The following is a 20,512-nucleotide window of genomic DNA, read 5'->3' on the forward strand; positions in this document are numbered from 1 at the left end:
CCCAGCCCAGGTGTTTTTAGGAGAATATTCAGGAGCACTAGAAACCGCAGGTGCTGCACTTATTAGTTGAATTCAGGTTCTTCGCGGCCAATATCTTCGCGGTTCGCGGTTACCCACAGAGGCTGAGCTATCGAGCCGCTATGAGTTAAGTCGCAGCGCGGTAAGGGAAGTTGTTGCGCAACTGAAAGCTGAAGGCCTTGTAGCATCCCGCCAAGGTTCTGGACTTTTTGTCGTCGCAAGACCCACTACAGCACTTGATGCACCAAATTTTGTTAACAACTTTAGCGACATGATTGCGCTGTTTGATTTCCGAATGTTAATTGAAACTGAGTCGGCGGCTTTAGCTGCATCAAAACGTAGCGAAAGTGATATTGAGCGTATTGAAGCCAAGAGCCGCAATTTACAAGAAGTCTTTCGAAATGGCGGACAAGGCACTCAGGAGGATTTTGATTTCCATCTACAAATTGCTAAAACATCGGGTAATAAGTTTCTTCTTAGCTCCATATTAGCCCTACAAACTGGGGTGATTTTTTCTGCCAAACTAGGCCAAAAAACATCGGATTTACCCAGGTTTCTTCAGTCCAAACAGGTCACCCAGGAGCACGCTGCGATCATTGAGGCTATTCGTGCGGCTGATGAAACGCAGGCAAGAACGTCCATGCAGCGCCATATCGAAGCTTCACTTTCGCGCATTTTGCATGGCCAGCCGTAAGCGCAATATCTTTGCGCTTGGAAAACCGCGTCATCGACGACCCGGTAACCGGAAAACCGATGATGATACCGTTGGGACGGCATGGGGCATGCAAGCGTAAGCATGCATTTACTGCTGATATGGAGACACAGGCCTGAAGAAGATGTGGATGTGCTTGGCCGTTCTGTACAACCTGGTGCTTAAGGCAACTATCAAGCAATCCTTGGTAGCAGCCTTAACGTCACACCCCTTTATCGAAACTTAATGCCTGTTAAATGGGGGAAAGAGGCTGCTCAATGGCACGCCCAACCTGTAGCACTTTGGCGTCATCAAATGCCTTGCCCATAATCTGGACGCCTACGGGCAGCCCTTGATGATCCTTACCAAATGGCACCGTCAGTGCGGGTAGTCCTGTCACATTGGCGGGTGCGCATAAGCGCACATACGCTTCGGAGACACTCTCTTGGCTGCCGTCTTCCCAATCAAACGTATCCTGCTCCAAGCTTGCTGCTGTCTGGGGCACGGTGGGTGTCAGCAGAACGTCGATCTCTGAAAACAGGGAACACCAGCGCTTAGCGATGAGGCCTCGGGCACGCTGCGCCTTCAGATAAACGCCTGCTGGCAGCAGTTGTCCGGCTTCGAGCAAGGTGCGTACATCATCACCGTATAGCGATGCTGATTGGCGTATGTCCTTGGCGTGTACGGTTGCTGCCTCGGCCACCATCAGGCCCCACTGAGCCGGAATAAGGTAGTCAGCCAGCGGAATATCCACCTCCACCAGCACGGCGCCCTGTTGTTCCAGATGTGCTGCCGCACGCCTAACAGCCGCAGCGACTGGCTCCGCAACGTGGTCAAAATAATAGTTACGTGGGATACCAACACGCAGCCCATGCACACTCGACTGTGCGTTGATATCGAAAGAGGCAGGAGGAGTACGGCTAGCAGGGTCGCGCGCATCAAAGCCCATCACTGCCTGCAATAACAGGCCAACATCCTCTACCGTGCGCGCCATAGGGCCCGCATGATCGAGCGACCAGGCCAGGGGCATAGTGCCGTGGCGAGAAACCAAGCCATACGTCGGCTTGAATCCGACCAGCCCGCAAAGTGCTGCGGGCACCCGAATCGAGCCACCGGTATCGGTCCCCATGGCTGCCCAGGCTCCGCCGTAAGCAACCGCTGCTGCAGCCCCCCCACTAGAGCCCCCCGGCGTACGCTGTGGATCAAGCGGATTGCGCGTTTGTGGTGTGGTCAGGCCGAAAGCGAACTCATGCGTATGTGTCTTGCCCAGGATTATGGCTCCGCCACGCAGCAAGGCATCCGTTACCGCGCTGTTGGCCTCTGCCCGATGACCGTCCCGAACACGGGAGCTGGCAGTGGTGGGGTGGCCAGCAATATCGAACAGGTCTTTCAGTGCGACAGGAATTCCATGCAGCGGCCCACGATAACGGCCATGTTGAATGTCTCGCTCGGCCTTAAGTGCCTGCTGACGGGCGGCTTTTTCCCATACAGATACAAAAGCGTTGATCTCGAGCTCTCGCTCACCAATACGCGCCAAGGCTGCATCCACCAATTCTACTGGCGATAGTTCGCGTGCCGCGATGGCGGCACTGGCTTGGGCCAGTGTCAGGTTTAATGGGTTTAGCATGGTTTGTTCCCCTGGCTAGCATCAAAGGCAAATGAAGGAGTGCATGATTCATCGATAGGTAATTCGTCAAGCCGGGCAATGACCGTGTGTATGTGATGCAGCACATCAGCAATCATTGGCGCACGTTCAGAGTCCAGGGGCAGCCCCAGGCTGGTAGCTAGAGCCAGAGTTTCCTCGGCGGACATAGGAGAGACATTTTGAACAGTCATGCTTGATTTCCTTTCTTTATTGAAGTGCGCGCTTGCATAAGCAGCAGGATAATGGCGAGCAAGGCCAGTGCAGTGATCACCGCACCATAGATATTGACCGCAGCCAGCAAGCCGGCCTTCTGAGCCAGGAAGCCGACAGCCATCGTGGGCACGCTATGAGCCAGATAACTTTCGATATAAAACACGCCCATCAGCGCAGCACGTTCATGGGGCTCGGCCAACGGCAGAACACTGCGCACAGCCCCGAGAAAGCTCGCGCCAAACCCGAACCCCGCAATGACCGACCCGACCAACAGCAAGACAGCGTTTCCCTGGTTAGCCCCGACCAAAATGACGACCAGTCCTGCGACCAAAGCAAGTTCACCAGACAAGAGGGTTGTAAAAGAACGCAACTTGCGAGCCGCCAGAACCGCTGTGGCGCCGGTGAGCGTTAGTGCTGCGACGACAAACCCACCCAGCCATGGCGTGTTTACATGCGTAACGTCAACGACCAGCGATGGCATAAGCGATAGATAAAAACCACCTAGCATCCACACTGCCATGTTCGCAGGGGTGACAGATAACAAAGCCTTGCGCGCTTGCGGCGGCACGGTAAGGCGTGGTTTCAGGCTTGCCCATGCCCCCGGGCGATTCGCCGCCGTCTCCGGCGCCAACCAAATCAAGCCCAGCAACACCAGAAAAATAGCCAGCAGTAACACGTACACCATGTGCAGCGGATCAGGCGCCAATACAACCAACGAGGTACTGCCTAGCGCACCGGCTGCCATGCCAAGCAGCGGTGAGATGCTGTTGATCACAGCTCCCCGCTCCCGACCAACATCGAGTATCGCCGCACCAACTGCCGCAGTAGCCATACCAGTGGCAAAGCCCTGCAGAGCGCGCGCACCAATCAGCCAACTCGGCCCGGCCGCACACAAAAAGCCCACCATAGCGATGATCTGTAGCGACAACGCCAAGGTAATAACCGGGCGTCGGCCAATATGATCTGAAAGCCTCCCCGTCACCAGCAGTGCCAAAAGCAGTGCCAGTGCGTAAGCGGCAAAAACCACCGTCAACAGTGTTGCGCTAAAGCTCCACTGCTGCTGATAAAGCTGATACAGGGGGGTAGGCGCACTCGATGCTGCCAAAAAGGCAATCATTGTCGCGGTGTGCAGGAAAACAGAACGGGAGGAAGACAGATTCCAGTTCGAGGAACGGCGGAGGGGAGCAGAATCGTTGATGGACATGATCTCTCTCAAAAGGCAAAATATTAGCTTTAAAGAGCATAATCTCAATAAATCACTAACGCAAATATTTTGCTTTAGTGATTTATTGCACCGTACCGACGAATAGGCACTGAAGGAGCACATGATCAACAAACCCACCCCCCGTCCAGGTGGCCGCAGCGCTCGTATTCAGGCTGCCGTTCATCAAGCCGTTCGAGAGCTGCAACAAGAGCAAGGCCGGGCCGGGCTTACGGTGCCCGCTATCGCCACACGCGCTGAAGTCACCCCCTCGACGATCTACCGTCGCTGGGGTGATCTTGCCCAGTTACTGGCCGACGTTGCCGTCGAGCAACTACAGCCAGAGCAGCCGCCAGCCGATACGGGAAGTTTGCGTAGCGACTTATTAGCCTGGCTTGTTGAGTACTTTGAGGAAATGTCATCAGCCCCAGGGCGGGCGATGCTCCGCGATGTTCTAGGCACAGAAGGCCATACCAGCGCAGGTAAATGTGATGGCTTCTTGCGTCAGCAGATCGAAGTAATCAACGAACGCGGCCTCGCCAGAGGAGAGCAGCCGATAGATATAGAACTGGTCACCCAAATAGTAGTGGCGCCTCTGATGTACCGCATACTGTTTGCCAACGAAACACCGACTGAGCAGGCCATAGAAGCACTTTTCGAACAATTAGTAAGCTCAACAGATGCTTAATAAAAAAGCCCCGTGTTCTGGATAACACGGGGCTTTTGGCAAGGGGTGCTGTTGGGCTCAAGACGCCTCGACTGCGGCACGCCCTTTAATGATCGAGCGGACAAGCAGCAGATACGCCACCGAACCACAGGCGGCCATGGCCAGAACGACCGCTTCAAGCGTATGCGGCAGCACGGCGGATAGCGCGCTTAATATCCCGGCGATACCAAACTGGGCCGCCCCCAAAAGCGCTGCAGCCGTGCCACCGCTGGTAGGAAAGAACTCCAAAAAGCAGGCTTGAATATTGGGTGAGATTGCCCCTACCGTGCCGATGGTCAGCATCATGGCGGCCAGGAAGGCATACATTGACCAGTCCATGAAGGCAGCCATCACCAGCAATAATATGCCGACCGCCTGGCAGCCCGTTGCCAACTGAAGAATGCGAAACGACGGCAATCTGGAAAGCAGTATCCGATTAATTATATTGAAGATAAGCATGGCGACGATGTTAGCCGCAAACAGCATCGAAAAACTCGAAGGCGACTGCTCGAAGTGTCCCTGATAGATAAAGGAAGCGTAGGTGATGAACATCATCAGGGTAGAAAAAGACGCGGCCTGCCAGGCAATGAACGGCAGTGCTGGCTTGGTAGATAGCACAAGCTTGTAACGCGCCAGCAGGCTCATCTGCGGGCTTTTGGCGCGTGACACCTTACCCTTGCCGGAAAACAGTACTCGCACCAGCAACGGCACCAGCAGCACCGCGTATGCCGCCAAGGCGAAGAAGATATAGTGCCAGGAGCCTAGCGCTAGAATCGCGCTGCCCACACTCGGCGCAATCCCCGGCGCCAGCACCATGATAAAGCCCATCATCGAAAACAGTTTCGCGGCGTCGCGGCCCGCCACCCGGTCGCGCACCAGCGCCGGTACCGACACCAAGGTCAAACCCGCGCCAATCGCCTGAATGGCCCGCCCGCCCAGCAAGGTGTTCAAGGAATCCGCCATGCCGATGGCAATGCTTGAGATCGCAAAAATCGCCAGCCCACTCATCAGCACCCGCTGGCGTCCGAAGCGGTCTGAAAGCGCACCGCCAATTAACTGACCCAACGCCATCGCGAACACGTATACCGATACGCTCAGCGATACCGCCTGCTGAGAAATCCCCAGCGATTCGCCGATGACCGGGAAAGCCGGTAGATACGTATCCATGGAAAACGGGCCCAGCATCATGGTCAATGCCAGGCTCAGCACCACAATGAAGGGCGTTTTAGATTGGGTCATGAGAGCTCGCGATAAATGGCGTAATGATGAACATCCTCAGCGATATGATACCGATTGATGCCATTATCAGCCAATATTCGCCAATTTAATGGCGCTGCAACCGCGCGCTACTCGCTCATTTTCAGCTCTTTGACCACGGCATCAAGATGACGAGAGTTGATTTCAGCAGGTGAGTTGGCGCCAATCAGCGTCATGGTGACGCGCATGTCAGCGGCGATCAGGTCGAGCAGATGAGAAACGCCCTGTTCACCTCTTGCCGCCAGTGCGTAAGCGTAAGCCCGCCCCAGCAGCACGCCTTTCGCGCCGAGCGCCAGCATTCTCACTACATCAAGCCCAGAGCGGATACCGGAGTCTGCCAGTACCGTCAGCTCATCGCCCACGGCTTCGGCAATATGCGGCAACGCCTGGGCGGTGGAAATGGCCCCATCCAGCTGGCGCCCGCCATGGTTGGAAACCACGATGCCATCAGCCCCCATGCGCACCGCGTCTCGCGCATCTTCCTTGTCCAGCAGCCCTTTTATGATCAGCTTGCCCTTCCAGCTATCGCGAATCCATTCAAGCTCGCTCCAGCTAATCGAAGGGTCGAAGTTTTTGGCCAGAAACCCCATGTAGTCGTCCATGTTCATCTGGCGTCCGGTATACGCCTCGATATTACCGAACGACAGCGGCTTGCCCTTGAGTCCCACATCGAACGCCCACTGCGGGTGGGTGATTGCCTGAGCGTACTGGCGCAGCTTGGCATTGGGGCCCGACATACCCGAGCGACGGTCGCGATAACGCGAGCCCGGCAGCGGCATATCCACGGTAAACACCAGTGTTTTCATGCCCGCTTCCCAGGCGCGATCCAGGGCGTTTTTCATAAAGCCGCGATCTTTCAATACGTAAAGCTGCGACCAAAGCTCGCCGTGGGCATTTTTCGCCACTTCCTCAATCGAACACACCGACACCGTGGAAAGCGTGTAGGGAACCCCGGCTTTCTCGGCTGCACGCGCGGCCTGTACCTCACCACGCCGGGCGTACATTCCCGTTGCCCCGATAGGTGCCAACCCCAACGGCATTTTCCAACGGTTGCCAAACAGCTCGGTTTCAAGCGATGGTGTGCCACCACCCTGCAGTACGCGTTGACGCAGAGGAATCGCCTGTAGCGCCTCCACGTTATTGCGCAGCGTGCTTTCGGTCACCGAGCCACCATCAAGGTAATCGAACAGAAAACGAGGGATACGCTGCTTGGCAGCCTGCCGGTAATCAGAAGGGCTTGAAATGATCATGAATTCGCCTTAACTCGACACGGGAAACGGAGAAGTGACCGTACACTTGAAACCTTAATGCTAACCCCAGCTAGCGTACCAAGTAAAGCCGCGTCTAGAGCGATTCGCGCCCCTGAACTTTAGTCTATGAGCGGTTTTGTTCATGCCCAGACTCGTGCTCAGCCATTAGTGCAACTACCCAATCAATGAACACACGCAGCTTGGCGCTTACATGACGGTTGGGCGGAAACGCGATAAACATTGGCATGGGATTAAGGTGCCACTCCTCAAGCAAAGGCACCAGCTCACCCCGTGCGACGTGTTCCCTGGCCATGTAATCAGGTAGCAAAATCGCACCAAGCCCCGCCAAACCTGCCGCTAGCCCCGCATTGCCATCATCGACTGTAATCCTATGGCGTCCCTGGATGCTAACACTCTCTGCTTCGCGGCGAAGGGTATAGAGAGAAGCCAAACCGGCACGCCACTTGAAGCTAACGATGTAATGAGGCGGAGCGGATAACGCTCGCGGATGCGACGGTACCCCCGCCTTTTGTAAATAGCTGGGGGCGGCGTAAACCCCCATCCTCAGCTCCCCTACCCGACGCGCCACCAAAGATAAATCGGTAAGTTCTCCGCCGCGCACCACGCAATCCACGCTTTCATCAATCAAATCCACCATGCGATCGCTTACCCCCATATCGAGCTGAATATCGGGATACTGCGCGTAAAAAGCCGGTAGTGCCGGTATCAAAATCATTCGCGCAAACGGGCTGGGCACATCGACCCTAAGCCGTCCGCGAGGCGAAACCACCGCATTGGAGAGGCTGGTTTCAGCATCATCCATATCGGCTAACAGTTTTATAACGCGCGCGTAGTAGGCCGCGCCATCTGCCGTCGCATTAACTTTGCGTGTGGTGCGGTTGAGAAGTTTTACCCGCAGCCGTGCCTCCAACTGCTGCACCAGCTGGGTCACGCTGGTTTTACTGATATGCAGCGTTTCAGCGGCCTTGGTAAAACTGCCCGTCTCGACGACCCGAGCAAATGCCTGCATTGCATTGAAACGGTCCATTACAGCGATACCGCCTTGTGATTGTTTGGAAAGTGCGAACAGTGTTGATCAGGATTCTCCGTTTATCCAGCTTGAAGGCAGGCCTAGAGTAGGTTCACCCAACGGACAGACCTGCATTGAACGACTGATGGAGAAAATATATGGCAAAGCGTGACGTAGTTTATCCCCAAGGCCGACAGGCTCTTTATGACAAGAATGCCTATTCTGCAGCCGTCCGCTCGGGCGACTTGTTATTTGTATCGGGCCAGGTGGGTAGCCGTGAAGATGGCTCGCCTGAGCCTGACTTCGCCGCACAGGTTCAGCTTGCCTTCGACAACTTGCAGAGCGTGCTGGACGCCGCGGGCGCAAGCTTTGACGATATCGTCGATGTCACAAGCTTCCATACAGACCCTGAAACTCAATTCGCTACCGTGCTGGAAGCCAAGACCCGCGCGTTCCCAGATAAACCCTACCCAAACTGGACGGCGGTCGGCGTAAACTGGCTGGCAGGCTTCGATTTTGAAATCAAAGTGATTGCGAGGCTACCCAAGTAACCCAGAAGGTTCGCTTGTTTTGCAACAGCAGTGGTGAAGCCCGACATTGCAGAAACCCGAAAAACGAACAATGCTTGAACAGTGTTTGTAGTAAAGGAGTTTTGCAATGGCGGACTTCAAGCAGCGCGAGTGGGTGAAATGGAAATGGGCAGACAGCTGGGCCGAAGGCCAAGTGACCCGGAAATTTCAGGAAGAAGTAACCCGCAAACTGCAGGGCAGCGAGGTAACTCGCAAAGGTAGCGAGAAGAACCCCGCGTACTTAATCAAGCAAGAGAACGGCAGCAGAGTCTTAAAACTTCATACTGAGCTTAAGAAGGCATAGGCAAGGAGGCCACAGTGCGCATCCCACAGCCCGAAATACTCCATTTTGACAGCGATGAAACGAGCGGCTATCCCAATTCCCCCCTGCCTGTACTGATTTACCGCGAGGTTCTTGACCTCAGCAGTGCAGATGAGCGGGCCGATGCTTTTGAAAGCATGTTCAAGCAGCACGGCTGGCCGCCAGCGTGGCGTTACTATCTATATGATTTTGACCACTTCCACTCCACCGCCCACGAGGCGCTAGGCATTTTTCAGGGTCAGGCAAGAGCCCGACTGGGCGGTCCCAATGGCCGAGAAACAGTGCTTTATCCAGGCGATGTTCTGGTGCTGCCCGCCGGGGTTGGGCATGCCTGCGTAGAGGCTGACGACGATTTCTGCATGGTCGGCGCCTACCCACCAGGACAAGACCCGGAGAACGAGCGCGGCGACCCGGCCGAGCTTGCAGCGGCACAAGCGCGAGTGGCTTCCGTCACCATTCCAGACACTGCTCCGGTGGGCGGCCCGCTCAAGCCAATGTGGGAACAGTAACCATAGACGCGGCCAATCAAGCCCGCTAGACGACTGGTCTAATTAGGCGTAAGCTAGCGGTATGAACATGACACCAGTCACCGGCGATGTCCGGCAGCACATTCTTAACACCGGCCAGGTCATCATCGGTGGCAAAGGGTTCTCAGCAGTGGGCCTTAACGAGATCCTCAAAGCCGCCGGGGTGCCCAAGGGCTCTTTTTATCACTACTTCAGCTCCAAAGAAGCGTTTGGCGAAGCGCTACTGCAAGGCTACTTCACTGAGTATCTCGCGCAGACGGAAGAACGCCTTACCCAGCCGGGCGCTTCCCATGCTGAACGTTTGCTCAGCTACTGGGCACATTGGCGGGATACCCAACACCACTGCGACCCCAGCGGCAAATGCCTGGCGGTGAAGCTTGCCGCTGAAGTCAGTGATCTTTCAGAACGCATGCGCTGCGTGCTGCAACAGGGCACCGAGCGCATTATTGCCAGGTTAGCGCAGTCGATCGAAGCCGCGGTTGCCGATGGCTCGTTGCCTCAATCTGTCAGCGCTCAAGGCAGTGCCCTGGAACTAGCCACCACCCTCTACCAGCTATGGCTAGGCGCCAGCCTGCGCGCCAAGATTACCCGCGACCGGGTGCCGCTGGATGCCGCCTTCAAAGCCACCTACGCGCTATTAAACCTCGACCCCAACCGCTCTCTCACCCAGGAAAGGTCTCAATCATGAAAATTCTCGTTGTGGTTACCTCGCACGATAAACTTGGCGACACCGGCAACAAGACCGGCTTCTGGCTCGAAGAGCTAGCTGCGCCCTACTATACCTTCATCGACGCAGGCGCCGAGTTAACCCTGGCCTCCCCCGCCGGTGGCCAGCCGCCGCTCGACCCCAGCAGCAATGCACCGGACGCCCAGACCGAGGCTACTAACCGCTTCCAAGCGGACCTTGACGCCCAAGCAGCACTGGCCAACACTCATCAGCTTGCCGATATCGATATCGCCGAGTTCGACGCGGTGTTCTATCCCGGCGGCCACGGCCCGCTGTGGGATCTGGCCGAGAGCGCCACGTCCGTGCGCCTGATCGAAGACGCCATTGCCGCCAACAAGCCGGTCGCCACGGTATGCCACGCCCCCGGCGTGCTTCGCCATGTAAAAGGCAGCGACGGCAAACCGCTGGTTTCGGGCCGCAAAGTCACCGGCTTCAGCAACAGCGAAGAAGACGCCGTGGGTCTGACAAACGTGGTACCGTTTTTAGTCGAAGATATGCTCAAAGAGAGCGGCGGCGAATACAGTAAAGGCGATGACTGGAGCTCTTACGTACTCGTCGATGGCCTACTGATTACCGGGCAAAACCCCGGCTCGTCTGAAGCCACCGCCGAAGCGCTGTTAAAGAAGCTTTCCTGATAATTAACCAAGGAGAATGGAATGCCGGCTTACGTTGTACTGACTCGTGAACGCACTCACGACGCCAAGGAAATGGAGCAATACGCCACCAAGGCCAAAGCCGCCCGCGAAGGCCACGACCCGAAGCCGCTCGCCTTCTACGGTGACTTCGAAGTAATGGAAGGCAGCGACATGGAAGGCGCGGTAATCCTGCGCTTCTCCGACATGGCCGCCGCCCGCGCCTGGTATCAAAGCGACGCCTACCAGGAAGCCCGCAAGCATCGTTTTCAGGGTGCTGATTATCGCGTTTTTATTGTTGATGGGGTTGAGGAGGCTTAAGAGCCTTTCCTGCAGTTACGCATAGACGCACAAAAGGCCGTTCGTAGTTTAACGAACGGCCTTTTTTATCGCGGCTTGATAACAGCAGACCACGTATGTTTTCAGCAGCTCGGCGCCAGCGAACCCATCAAATTCAAAGATGCCCCGTATAATTACCGAACGGTAACTAGCATTAAGTTCTAATCCTTATACGTAGCAATAATTACCGATCGGTAACTTATAAGTTGTTAGGTGCTAAGTTTAGGCTTAGACTTACCGAACGGTAATTAAATCGCAGGTTCTCATGCCTACTAATGATATTTCAGCCCCTCTAACCACTACCATTCGCCAAAGCGAAGACCTCGGTAAACTGGTGCGCCAGCTGCGTAGCGAGCAAGGACTGTTACAGTACGACTTAGCTGGCCTCGCGGGCACGGGCAATCGCTTTATCGTTGACTTGGAGCGAGGCAAGCCGACTCTTCAATTGCAGAAGGTGTTGGATGTACTGGATTTGCTAGGGCTTGAGGTCATCGTGCGACGCAAGGGTGGCGACCGTCATGGCAAGTGACGATACGCTAACAGTTTACCAAGGCGAGAAAGTCGTCGGTTGGCTTTACGATATCCAACCGCTGCGCTTCGAGTATGCTCTAGAATGGCTGGAGTACTCCAAAGCGGTAAGTCTCTCACCCTCGCTGCCGCTCACGCAGCAGGTTCATGCTGGCGATAACGTGCTGGCCTACTTTGAAAACCTGCTACCAGAAGGCGATCTGCGCCATCATTTAGAGCTTCGCCACCACACCACGACCGTTTTCGGTCTGCTGAAAGCTATTGGTGGGGATACGGCTAGCGGCTTCACCTTAATGCCACCGGACGAGTCACCGGCCCAACCACACTATCAGCCTATCAGTTGGGAGAGCGTAGCAGAGCATTTACAACACCGGGAACGTGGCTCTTTGATTTCGCAACAGGGCGAAGAACCACGTATATCTTTGGCCGGTGCTCAAAATAAATTGCTACTGATGGTGCAGCCAGACGGAACCCCCGCCATACCTGAAGGATCGGCACCCTCTAGCCATATTCTCAAGCCAGACATTCAAGGCTTGAAAGGTGTATGGGCCACCGCCCTCAACGAAACCTTCTGTATGCAGTTGGCCGCTGAACTTGGGTTTGACGTCGCCGAGGCGAATTACCAGCCCGAAACCCGCGCCTGCCTTGTGCGCCGATACGATCGCATTCCCGATGCACACGGCAACTTACGGCGCCTGCATCAGCTCGATTTCTGCCAGCTCGCTGGCACACCTTCGCTGATCAAATATGAAAGCGACGGCGGCCCAGGCCTCATTCTCTGTCGTGAACTCCTGCAGGAGGTTGGAACACCAGCCAAGGATCTGCAGCGCCTGATCGGCTGGCTATTCTTCAACTTGCTGATCGGCAACAACGACAGCCACGCCAAGAATCTCGCCATTCTCTACTCTGACGAAGGCCCTCGGTTGGCGCCATTTTACGACTTGATGAGTACGACGCTCTACAGCGGACTCTCGCGACGCTTTGCACTTCGCATCAACGGTGAGGATCGTCCCGGCAACATTGAGCGTTCTCATCTCGAAGCAGTGGCCCGTTCACTACGCTTTCAACCACGTTATTTCCTACGCCAAGGGTTCGAACTCGCTGAACGCATGCCAGCGGCCATCGACAGCACCCTTACCACACTGGGTACCGTAGCTCATAAAGGCTCTGAGCAGACTCTGCTAGAGCGGCTGGAGCAGCGGCTTTTAAGTAATTGTCGAAAGCTTCCGGAGCGATGGTCGGCACAATAATGTCTTTTCCAGGATGCTGACTACCGCGTGTTTATTGTGGATGGGGTTGAGGAGGCTTAAGCCTTTTTGCAATTACGCATAGACGCACAAAGGGCCGTTCGTGGTTTAACGAACGGCCCTTTTGTATTTTAAATATCAACATGCCTAAGCCGAATGGCTCCAAACAGCTCGGTTGCCTCACCTTTGGCGATTAAGGTGTGCTTCAACTCGCCAATAGCTTTCAAGGCTTCTTCCAATCCCAGCGACTGCATATCAGGTTGCTTGATGTTTAATTCAGCTAATTGCTGCTCATCGTAGCCTTGTAACAAACTCCAAGAGCGTGCGTAATCGCTGATCACGCGGGCGACGGCTTCACCTTCTGTGGAGACCAAGCCTTGATTGGTTAAGGTGCGGCTGAGCAAACTCACCGCCTGCTCGAACTCTATTCCTCGCTCGGTTAAGCGTTGCTGGTTGAGTGTATAGCCATAAACCAAGTGGTCTTTTAGTACCAGGGTGGCCCATTTGCGAAACTGCACGCCGCGCTGAGACTTCACACGGTAACCCACTGAGATAACCACGTCTAAATTGTAGTATTCGACCTGATAGATTTTACCATCAGCGGCAGTTGTTGCATTTTTTGCAACAACTGACTCCCTTTCAAGTTCACCCTCTATAAAGACGTTGCGAATGTGGCGAGATATTACAGATTTATCCCTCCCAAATAGGTTAGTCATCTGATCTAAACTTAACCACACGGTTTCCTGCTCCAGCGTTACCTCAATGTGTGTTTGTCCATCTTCGCTGGTGAATATCTGGATTTGTTGGTCATTCATGATCGCTTTCTTTAGGTTTACAAGCTCAATGCATTTCCAAAGCAAGCTCCCTTCAATGCAGCGTATATCTTTTTTTGCTGCAAAAACGTTCATTAGCCTGCTATAAGGCTAATCAAACTTTATCAAAAAACATTCTGCAATGTGCATCAGACGTTTTCAGGCTTTGTACCCATCTGCGTTTTGCGTTTGGCTCAGCCAAACAGTCTTTTGCTAAAGCCTGGGCCGATTCAATGTATGAAAACCATCACCACCAGCACCACTGTCAGTAATAGCAAATACACCCTGGCATGAATACGATCAGGGATGCGCCCGATCCAGATCGACGCTAGGCGGATACCGAGCCATGAGCCCACCGCAAGTACCAGCAAGGCGCGCAGATCCACATAACCTGCATACCCGTTTCCTAACGCTGTGTGATTGGCCGACAGCAACACATATGTCGCGGTGCCACTCACCGCCATGGGCAACGACAACGGGTTGGCCATGGCCGTGGCCGCCGTCATACTGGCCCCTCTGCGTCGCATGAGCGGCACGGTCATCACGCTACCACCCACGCCCAGCAAGGCGGCCACTGTACCAATGCATGTACCCGTCATTGCTGTTACCGCACGCCCTATAGGACGCACATCACTTCCCGTTTGATGCAGAAAACCAGGCCGCAGAACGGCATCCGCAATAGTGATGCACAGATAGCCGATGAAAACCCAGCGGACCCAGTTCCCACTTAACGATACTGCCACTGCCGCGCCGAGCACCGCCCCCATGGCGATATAACCAACTAATGGGCGCACTAGATGCCACTGCACGGTCTGTCGCCGATGATGACGCCATGTTGCCATTGAAGCCGCGAAGATCATCAGTGCAGTCGAGGTGGCCACCGCAATATGCATGGCCGCCAAACCCGTCGCGCTATCCGACCCATGGACGGCAATCAGTAAGGTATACAGCAAGGGAACCACCACAAACCCACCACCGAAACCGAACAGTACGGTGGTGACGCCCGCCAAACCGCCACAAAGAAGTAATATGCTATACACCGCCACTCTCCTAATAAGACTCAATAGCAGAGAGAATATTGCGGCTGGAACTGGCCGACATTCGTCTTTTGGACAATAATCATCGCATTTCGGCCAGAATGACGATTATGCTCAATACTCCTCTAACAGACGTGGATCATGTGGCACGGCCCATGGTGGCCATCGGCACTGACTACAGCCCTGGCACACTCCTTGACTTTCATACCCATCGCCGCGCCCAGTTTCTCTATGGCATGACAGGCGTGATGGAAGTCAATACGGATGACGGCACCTGGATGGTGCCGCCCTATAGCGGTGTCTGGCTGCCTGCGGGCAAGCGCCATCAAGTGCGTATGAATGGGGTGAGCACGCGAAGCCTGTATATCGAGCCCCATGTCGCGCCACGCGCTTCATGCAGCTGTGAGGTACTGGTCGTGACGCCGCTGTTGCATCACCTGCTGCTGGCTTCCGCCCATATACCCGCACTCTATGATGAAAGCGGCCGCGACGGTGCCCTGGCACAATTACTCCTATACGAACTGCAACAGGCTCAGGCCCTGCCGCTGTTTGCTCCCCTGCCCCATGACCCTCAATTAGCCAGTCTGTGCCGAGATTTTCTCGGCCAGCCACATATTCACAGCCTCCCCGAGGACTGGGCCCGGCAGTTGCATCGCAGCCAGCGCACCTTCAATCGCCTATTCCGTCAGCAGACAGGCATGTCCTTTGCCGTATGGCGTCAACAGGCCTGCCTGATGGCTGCTATTCCCAAACTGCTATCCGGCAGTTCCGTTACTCGCACCGCGTTGGAACTCGGCTACGACAGTCCAGCCGCTTTCTCCAGCATGTTTCGTAAGGTGCTTGGCCAATCGCCAACCGCTTTCGTTCAAGCGGCAAATCGCCAGGAGGAAGAGTAACAAGCAGATGGTCCAGGCATTACCAAGCCATTCCGTATTCATCGATTTAAGCCAACAGCCACCCTGAGGATTATCTTCTAATTGAGTGACCTAGAAGCCCTAGGTAGTTGCTCAAACCCTCATCACCGAACACGCATGCTGCTTCCTCCGTCGGACAATTTGTAAAGGCAGCTTTTTCCAGCAGTTCTGCTAGATCCCGCTTTGATGCGGCTCTATCTACTTTATGTGATATCGCGGCATCAGTCATGATGGCTCGCAATACTGCATACAGAAAATAAAAAATTATTCTACATTAGTCTAAAAATGGGCATATTATAGGTTATTTAAGCCTTAAAGCATGTAGCCTGTATGCAGTTATTCTTTTGAGAGAATTAATAGAATGTATACCGAAGAACCCAAGCAGTTGGTGGAATACGCTAGAGAGCGACTGCGTGAAGCGATACTGACTAATCAATTAAAAGCGTCCGATTCGTTTAGCCAAGTGCAGTTGGCGCGTGAGTTCGGCATTAGCCGAACGCCATTGCGGGAAGCAGTACGCCTGCTGGAGCATGAAGGATTAGCCACTGTTAATTTTAATCGTCGCGTCACGGTGTCAGAGTTGACTCCTAAAGATCTCGATTCCCTTTATGCAACACGCATCCTTCTGGAGTCATTAGCGCTACATACCAATATCACCAAAATGGATCAGGCATTTCTTGAAACTTCGCGGCAGCGTCTTCTTGATATGCGAGAGTTCGAAAAGGTTCATGACGTTGAAAATTGGTCAAAAGTACATAGAGAGTTCCATCTTCAGCTGGTGCTGGGCACCGGTGCTCGTATCGATCAACAGATACAGCACTACTTTGACCATTCCGAGCGCTACCGACGCTTATATCTGGGCGACTCAGATCGCAACTGGAATAAAGGCATGTCAGACCACTCAGATCTACAGCATGCGTGCGAAACCGGTGATCGCTTTAATGCCGTCCGAATCCTGACAAAACACTATGAAAGTACAGCCTTCGGTGTGCTTGAAGTGATTGATCCCAATTACTCGCCTGACCTTATGATTGCCGCCAAAACAATGACAAAAGGACTCATTTTCCTTGAATGATTCGATGTTCCATTAACGCCAACACTCACTTCCTTGAAGGAGATAACAACAATGAGAATACTAGATACGATTGAAAAAGTACCCGGTGGCCTAATGGTCATCCCTCTACTTTTGGGAGCATTCGTCAACACGTTTGCCCCTGGGATATTAGAAATTGGTGGCTTTACACAGGCGCTGTTCCGCGATGGCGCTATGGCCGTTATTGGGGTGTTCCTAGTGTGTATGGGGGCTCAACTACCCATTAAGGCCACTGGTGCTGTTGCCGAAAAAGGCGGCGCTATCATGCTGGGCAAGCTCTTTGCTGGCGTGATTATTGGACTTTCGGTAGGTTTTCTGATCCCAGGTGGCATGCTATTGGGGCTGACGCCATTAGCTATTATTGCGGCAATGACAAACTCTAATGGTGGACTGTTTCTTGCGCTTACCACAGAGTTTGGCAACAAGACTGACCGCGGCTCTATCGCTGTTATCGCGATCAATGACGGTCCATTTCTTACATTGGTCGTATTAGGCGCCGCAGGCTTAGCACAAATACCACTACTGGCGGTTGTCGCCGTCATCACTCCTATTTTGATTGGTTTTGTATTGGGAAACCTCGATTTAAAACTGAGAAGTTTCCTTAAGCAGGGAGAGCAACTGCTAATTCCTTTCTTTGCCTTTCCCCTGGGCACCGGGATTGATTTCCGCACACTGATCGAGGCTGGTTCCTCTGGAGTACTGCTAGGTGCTTTAGTGGTAACGATCTCGGGTGGTTGCGCCATGCTGTTTCTATGGGTGGTTCAGGTGCTGCGTCGGCGCCCACCAAAACAACGTAACTTAATCTCGGGCATTGCAGAATCCTCGACGGCTGGCAACGCCGTGGCAACACCTGCCGTCGTGGCGGCGGCCGACCCGGCTTACCAGGCGATCATGGAGGTGGCGACAGCGCAGATTGCTGGGGCCGTTGTGACCACTGCCATACTGACCCCCCTGTTAACGGTTCTGGTTCATCGATGGCAGTTACGTCGGGGAATTGATCCACTGAATGAATACGATGATCCAGAACTCAATGGTACGCCTGCCGTCATCGAACAACAGTCATGAACGTCGGCTTTAAGACTACGAGGTAAGCTTATGGCACTGCAATATTTACTCCCTGCCGAAGGCGATAACGCGGGTATCGCCACGAGACGACTAGAGGCAGGAGAGACTCTAGAGCTTGACGACAACACGGTTACTCTCAAATACCCGGTGCCCCAAGGCCACCGAATTTGTATCAGCCCCATCCTGAAGGGCGAGGCGCTACTGTCTTGGGGCCTCTCATTTGGCACCGCCATCGAGGATATTGCATTCGGTGATTATCTCTGCAATGCCAAGATGCGTGAGGTCTTAAGGGCGCGTCAGCCGGAGGATTACGACGAACAGCTTAAGGTCAATTTCGAGGATAAGGACACTATTGTCGAACGCACACTTCCCGAAGCCCCCAGCTTTGGCAATAACGTTGCTGATATCGTGGATGGTTTGACGTTCCAAGGTTTCTATCGCGGCGAAAGCCGCGGTTGGGGAACACGCAACTATCTGGTGATTATTGGGGCAACTTCACGGTCTCGTAGTGCGGTGCTGGAGGCAGCAGAGCGTCTCCAGGCGAAGTGGCCTGCATACGGTAACTTCGATGGTGTGGTTCCCGTGGTTCACACCGAGGGTGGTGGCCTGGATGTACCTAATAATCGTGACCTGCTGCTGCGTACGCTGGCAGGGTTTGCAACCAATCCAAACAGTGGTGCCGCCATTCTGGTCAACGAGCATGGCTCTTGGTTAACCAATGATGAAATTGCGGAACAGCTCTCTCATCTTGCCTTGCCCGAGGCTGAATATCGGGTTAGCTATCAGATGGCAGATGATGATGGCTTCTTCGACTCTCTTGTCAGTGAGTGCGAGCTGCTGATTCCTCAGGTGGCGTCGTTTGAGCGACAGCCTGCTCCTGTTTCCGGCCTAAAACTGGGGCTGCAGTGTGGGGGCTCTGATGCGTTTTCAGGTGTAACAGCTAATCAAGTATTGGGCAAAGCCGTCCATGAGTTAATCCGGCGAGGAGGAAGTGCCAACCTTGCCGAAACGGATGAGTTGATCGGGGCGGAGCAGTATGTCCTACAAAAAACCGCGAGCAGGAAAACCTTTGAGCGCTTTTTAACGGTTCAACAGCGTTTTAAAGACTATGCCACCGCTCATGGACACACAGCGGAAGGGAATGTGTCAGGCGGTAATATTTATCGAGGCCTGTATAACATTACGCTGAAATCAATTGGTGCAGCGCGCAAAAAGGATCCTCAGACGTATCTCGATTATGTGATTGATTACGCACAACCAATGCGACGCCCAGGTTACTACTTTATGGATAGCCCAGGTAATGACCTGGAGAGTATTGCTGGCCAAGTGGCAGCAGGCGCTAACTTGGTACTGTTCACGACGGGGAACGGCTCCATTACCAATTTTCCCTTTGTGCCCACGCTTAAAATCGTGACCACCCACGAACGCTTTCAGTTGCTTGAATCGGATATGGATTTCGACGCGGGGCAAGTGCTTGAAGGAGAGAGCCTGGAACTCGCCAGTGAACGCCTACGCCAACTACTTCTTGAGACAGCATCGGGGATCCGCTCGAAAGGAGAACATACAGGACAGTACCAAACTCAAATCTGGCGTAATGCCTTCTTCCCCAATGCGACTCAACTGATACCGACCGTTACGGAGTCAGAACAACGATTTAGCGGTGTACCACTGCTGGTTGCTGATCGGGACGATACTCTGGTGCGCACGCGTTCCAAAGGGGCTCCCATGTGCTCATTGGTGCTACCGACCAGCCTTTGCTCTGGGCAAGTCGCCGAACAGATCGCAGCCCATATCAACCAAGGCGGTCATCAACCAACTCGGGAGAAGGCTATCGCCTTACCCCACACAGAGGGGTGCGGCGTATCAGGCGGTCAGTCTGAAGAGATCTTTCGGGATACGATGATTGGCTACGCCACTCATCCGCTCGTCAAGCGTTGCGTCTTCCTTGAGCATGGCTGTGAGAAAACACACAACGACTACTTTCAGTCGGCGCTTAATGATCGTGGCATTGCTCCTGGCCAGTTTGACTGGGCGAGTATTCAGCTTGAAGGGGGCATTTCGGCTGTTAGCCAGCATGTTGAAAAGTCCATCTCTAAGCCGTCCCCATCGACTGAATGGCCGCAATTGCCTCTCCATGTTGGCCTAACGACCAGCCCCGGCATAGGCCATGACGCTTTACAACGGTTGGCGGATCTCACGCATCGGCTCCTCTCGAAAGGGGTGGGCGTGGTGCTGGCGGCGAACGACCCGTTGCTTAAAGAGGCGGCTTTTTGTGACAGGCTAGCTATCTATCATGCTCGGCCCACACTGGCTTATTCTCAGCAGTCGACCCATGCAGGGCTGCAGGTAATGGATTGCAGTACATCGGATTGGCTTGAAATAGCGACTGGCCTGGGAGCAACCGGCTGCCGTTGCTTGATCACAGTGCCCACTAACTACCCATATCAGCCTCACCGGTTCATTCCCACACTTCAACTTTCACCTACGGGGCAGGATAAACACTTCGATGGCTGTCTCGTGACGCCAGAGGAAGAGAGTGCTGAAGTTTTGACTGAACAAATCATCGACACACTGGCTGGTGACTACACTCCCCTGCGTCAGGCGGCGCCTAACGTGGGCTTCCAAATCTCTCGAGGGCGCTTCGGCGTCTCCCTGTAACCATGGTCATTTCACGTGGCCGATAATATCT

General features: G+C 54.2%; 22 protein-coding genes and 1 pseudogene. 15 read left to right on the forward strand and 8 right to left on the reverse strand.

The features are described 5' to 3' along the window. Positions 1-70: 70 nt before the first annotated feature. Positions 71-220, forward strand: a pseudogene (locus INT33_RS21605) (GntR family transcriptional regulator); the annotation flags it as partial. A gap of 69 nt (positions 221-289) precedes the next feature. Then, positions 290-712: a FadR/GntR family transcriptional regulator gene (locus INT33_RS18210; RefSeq protein WP_193092662.1), complete on the forward strand. Its 423-nt coding sequence runs from the start codon at positions 290-292 to the stop codon at positions 710-712. A gap of 250 nt (positions 713-962) precedes the next feature. Here INT33_RS18210 and INT33_RS18215 read toward each other — a convergent pair whose 3' ends face one another. Genes INT33_RS18215 through INT33_RS18225 form a run of 3 tightly spaced genes read right to left on the reverse strand, consistent with a single transcriptional unit; the run spans position 963 to position 3,771 of the window. Beyond that, positions 963-2,336 carry an amidase gene (locus INT33_RS18215; protein WP_192537585.1) on the reverse strand — a complete coding sequence of 458 codons (1,374 nt, stop codon included), beginning with the start codon at positions 2,334-2,336 and terminating at the stop codon, positions 963-965. Continuing rightward, positions 2,330-2,545 (reverse strand): hypothetical protein, encoded by a 216-nt coding sequence (locus INT33_RS18220; protein ID WP_192537586.1) that lies wholly within the window; start codon positions 2,543-2,545, stop codon positions 2,330-2,332. The genes INT33_RS18215 and INT33_RS18220 overlap by 7 nt, the downstream gene beginning before the upstream one ends. Next, entirely contained in the window at positions 2,542-3,771 is a 1,230-nt protein-coding gene (locus INT33_RS18225; protein ID WP_225736096.1) for an MFS transporter, read from the reverse strand. The genes INT33_RS18220 and INT33_RS18225 overlap by 4 nt, the downstream gene beginning before the upstream one ends. A gap of 121 nt (positions 3,772-3,892) precedes the next feature. On the opposite strand from INT33_RS18225, the gene INT33_RS18230 reads away from it, so the two are divergent. Continuing rightward, positions 3,893-4,456, forward strand: coding sequence for a TetR/AcrR family transcriptional regulator (locus INT33_RS18230; protein ID WP_192537587.1), 564 nt, complete (start codon positions 3,893-3,895; stop codon positions 4,454-4,456). Between the two features lie 57 nt (positions 4,457-4,513). Here INT33_RS18230 and INT33_RS18235 read toward each other — a convergent pair whose 3' ends face one another. From INT33_RS18235 to INT33_RS18245, 3 genes are all read right to left on the reverse strand, one after another. Further along, the gene (locus tag INT33_RS18235) at positions 4,514-5,713 is read right to left on the reverse strand and encodes a Bcr/CflA family efflux MFS transporter (protein ID WP_192537588.1); all 1,200 of its coding nucleotides are present in this window, start codon (positions 5,711-5,713) and stop codon (positions 4,514-4,516) included. A 107-nt stretch (positions 5,714-5,820) separates the two neighbouring features. Continuing rightward, the gene (gene lldD / locus INT33_RS18240) at positions 5,821-6,981 is read right to left on the reverse strand and encodes an FMN-dependent L-lactate dehydrogenase LldD (protein WP_018917968.1); all 1,161 of its coding nucleotides are present in this window, start codon (positions 6,979-6,981) and stop codon (positions 5,821-5,823) included. Between the two features lie 124 nt (positions 6,982-7,105). Next, positions 7,106-8,029, reverse strand: a complete 924-nt coding sequence (locus INT33_RS18245; protein WP_192537589.1) for a LysR family transcriptional regulator — start codon at positions 8,027-8,029, stop codon at positions 7,106-7,108. Between the two features lie 140 nt (positions 8,030-8,169). Here INT33_RS18245 and INT33_RS18250 point away from each other — a divergent pair, with 140 nt between their 5' ends. From INT33_RS18250 to INT33_RS18285, 8 genes are all read left to right on the forward strand, one after another. Beyond that, a complete protein-coding gene (locus INT33_RS18250) occupies positions 8,170-8,562 on the forward strand; it encodes a RidA family protein (protein ID WP_192537590.1) in 393 nt (130 codons plus the stop codon). Positions 8,563-8,668: 106 nt separating this feature from the next. Beyond that, positions 8,669-8,884, forward strand: coding sequence for a hypervirulence associated TUDOR domain-containing protein (locus INT33_RS18255; RefSeq protein ID WP_192537591.1), 216 nt, complete (start codon positions 8,669-8,671; stop codon positions 8,882-8,884). A 14-nt stretch (positions 8,885-8,898) separates the two neighbouring features. After that, positions 8,899-9,411 (forward strand): cupin domain-containing protein, encoded by a 513-nt coding sequence (locus INT33_RS18260; protein WP_018917972.1) that lies wholly within the window; start codon positions 8,899-8,901, stop codon positions 9,409-9,411. A gap of 61 nt (positions 9,412-9,472) precedes the next feature. Then, positions 9,473-10,117 (forward strand): TetR/AcrR family transcriptional regulator, encoded by a 645-nt coding sequence (locus INT33_RS18265; protein WP_225736097.1) that lies wholly within the window; start codon positions 9,473-9,475, stop codon positions 10,115-10,117. Next, on the forward strand, positions 10,114-10,791 hold the full coding sequence (locus INT33_RS18270) for a type 1 glutamine amidotransferase domain-containing protein (protein WP_192537592.1): 678 nt from the start codon (positions 10,114-10,116) through the stop codon (positions 10,789-10,791). Before INT33_RS18265 ends, INT33_RS18270 begins: the two co-directional genes overlap by 4 nt. Positions 10,792-10,812: 21 nt before the next feature. Further along, positions 10,813-11,109, forward strand: coding sequence for a DUF1330 domain-containing protein (locus tag INT33_RS18275; RefSeq protein WP_192537593.1), 297 nt, complete (start codon positions 10,813-10,815; stop codon positions 11,107-11,109). A 283-nt stretch (positions 11,110-11,392) separates the two neighbouring features. Continuing rightward, positions 11,393-11,656: a type II toxin-antitoxin system Y4mF family antitoxin gene (locus INT33_RS18280; protein WP_192537594.1), complete on the forward strand. Its 264-nt coding sequence runs from the start codon at positions 11,393-11,395 to the stop codon at positions 11,654-11,656. Continuing rightward, complete coding sequence (locus INT33_RS18285) at positions 11,646-12,905, forward strand: type II toxin-antitoxin system HipA family toxin (RefSeq protein WP_192537595.1); 1,260 nt, start codon at positions 11,646-11,648, stop codon at positions 12,903-12,905. Before INT33_RS18280 ends, INT33_RS18285 begins: the two co-directional genes overlap by 11 nt. Before the next feature lie 128 nt (positions 12,906-13,033). On the opposite strand, the gene INT33_RS18290 is transcribed toward INT33_RS18285, so the two are convergent. Both INT33_RS18290 and INT33_RS18295 read right to left on the reverse strand, forming a co-directional pair. Then, complete coding sequence (locus tag INT33_RS18290; protein ID WP_225736098.1) at positions 13,034-13,810, reverse strand: virulence RhuM family protein; 777 nt, start codon at positions 13,808-13,810, stop codon at positions 13,034-13,036. A 134-nt stretch (positions 13,811-13,944) separates the two neighbouring features. Continuing rightward, positions 13,945-14,754, reverse strand: coding sequence for a sulfite exporter TauE/SafE family protein (locus INT33_RS18295; protein ID WP_192537596.1), 810 nt, complete (start codon positions 14,752-14,754; stop codon positions 13,945-13,947). 38 nt (positions 14,755-14,792) lie between these two features. Here INT33_RS18295 and INT33_RS18300 point away from each other — a divergent pair, with 38 nt between their 5' ends. From INT33_RS18300 to INT33_RS18315, 4 genes are all read left to right on the forward strand, one after another. After that, a complete protein-coding gene (locus tag INT33_RS18300) occupies positions 14,793-15,647 on the forward strand; it encodes an AraC family transcriptional regulator (RefSeq protein ID WP_225736100.1) in 855 nt (284 codons plus the stop codon). A gap of 379 nt (positions 15,648-16,026) precedes the next feature. Continuing rightward, positions 16,027-16,740, forward strand: a complete 714-nt coding sequence (locus tag INT33_RS18305; protein ID WP_192537597.1) for a GntR family transcriptional regulator — start codon at positions 16,027-16,029, stop codon at positions 16,738-16,740. Between the two features lie 51 nt (positions 16,741-16,791). Continuing rightward, positions 16,792-17,823, forward strand: a complete 1,032-nt coding sequence (locus INT33_RS18310; protein ID WP_192537598.1) for a 2-keto-3-deoxygluconate permease — start codon at positions 16,792-16,794, stop codon at positions 17,821-17,823. A gap of 30 nt (positions 17,824-17,853) precedes the next feature. After that, positions 17,854-20,481, forward strand: coding sequence for a UxaA family hydrolase (locus INT33_RS18315; protein WP_192537599.1), 2,628 nt, complete (start codon positions 17,854-17,856; stop codon positions 20,479-20,481). Positions 20,482-20,512: the final 31 nt, after the last annotated feature.

The organism is Halomonas colorata (genome assembly GCF_014897985.1).
Taxonomy (GTDB): Bacteria; Pseudomonadota; Gammaproteobacteria; order Pseudomonadales; family Halomonadaceae; genus Vreelandella; species Vreelandella colorata.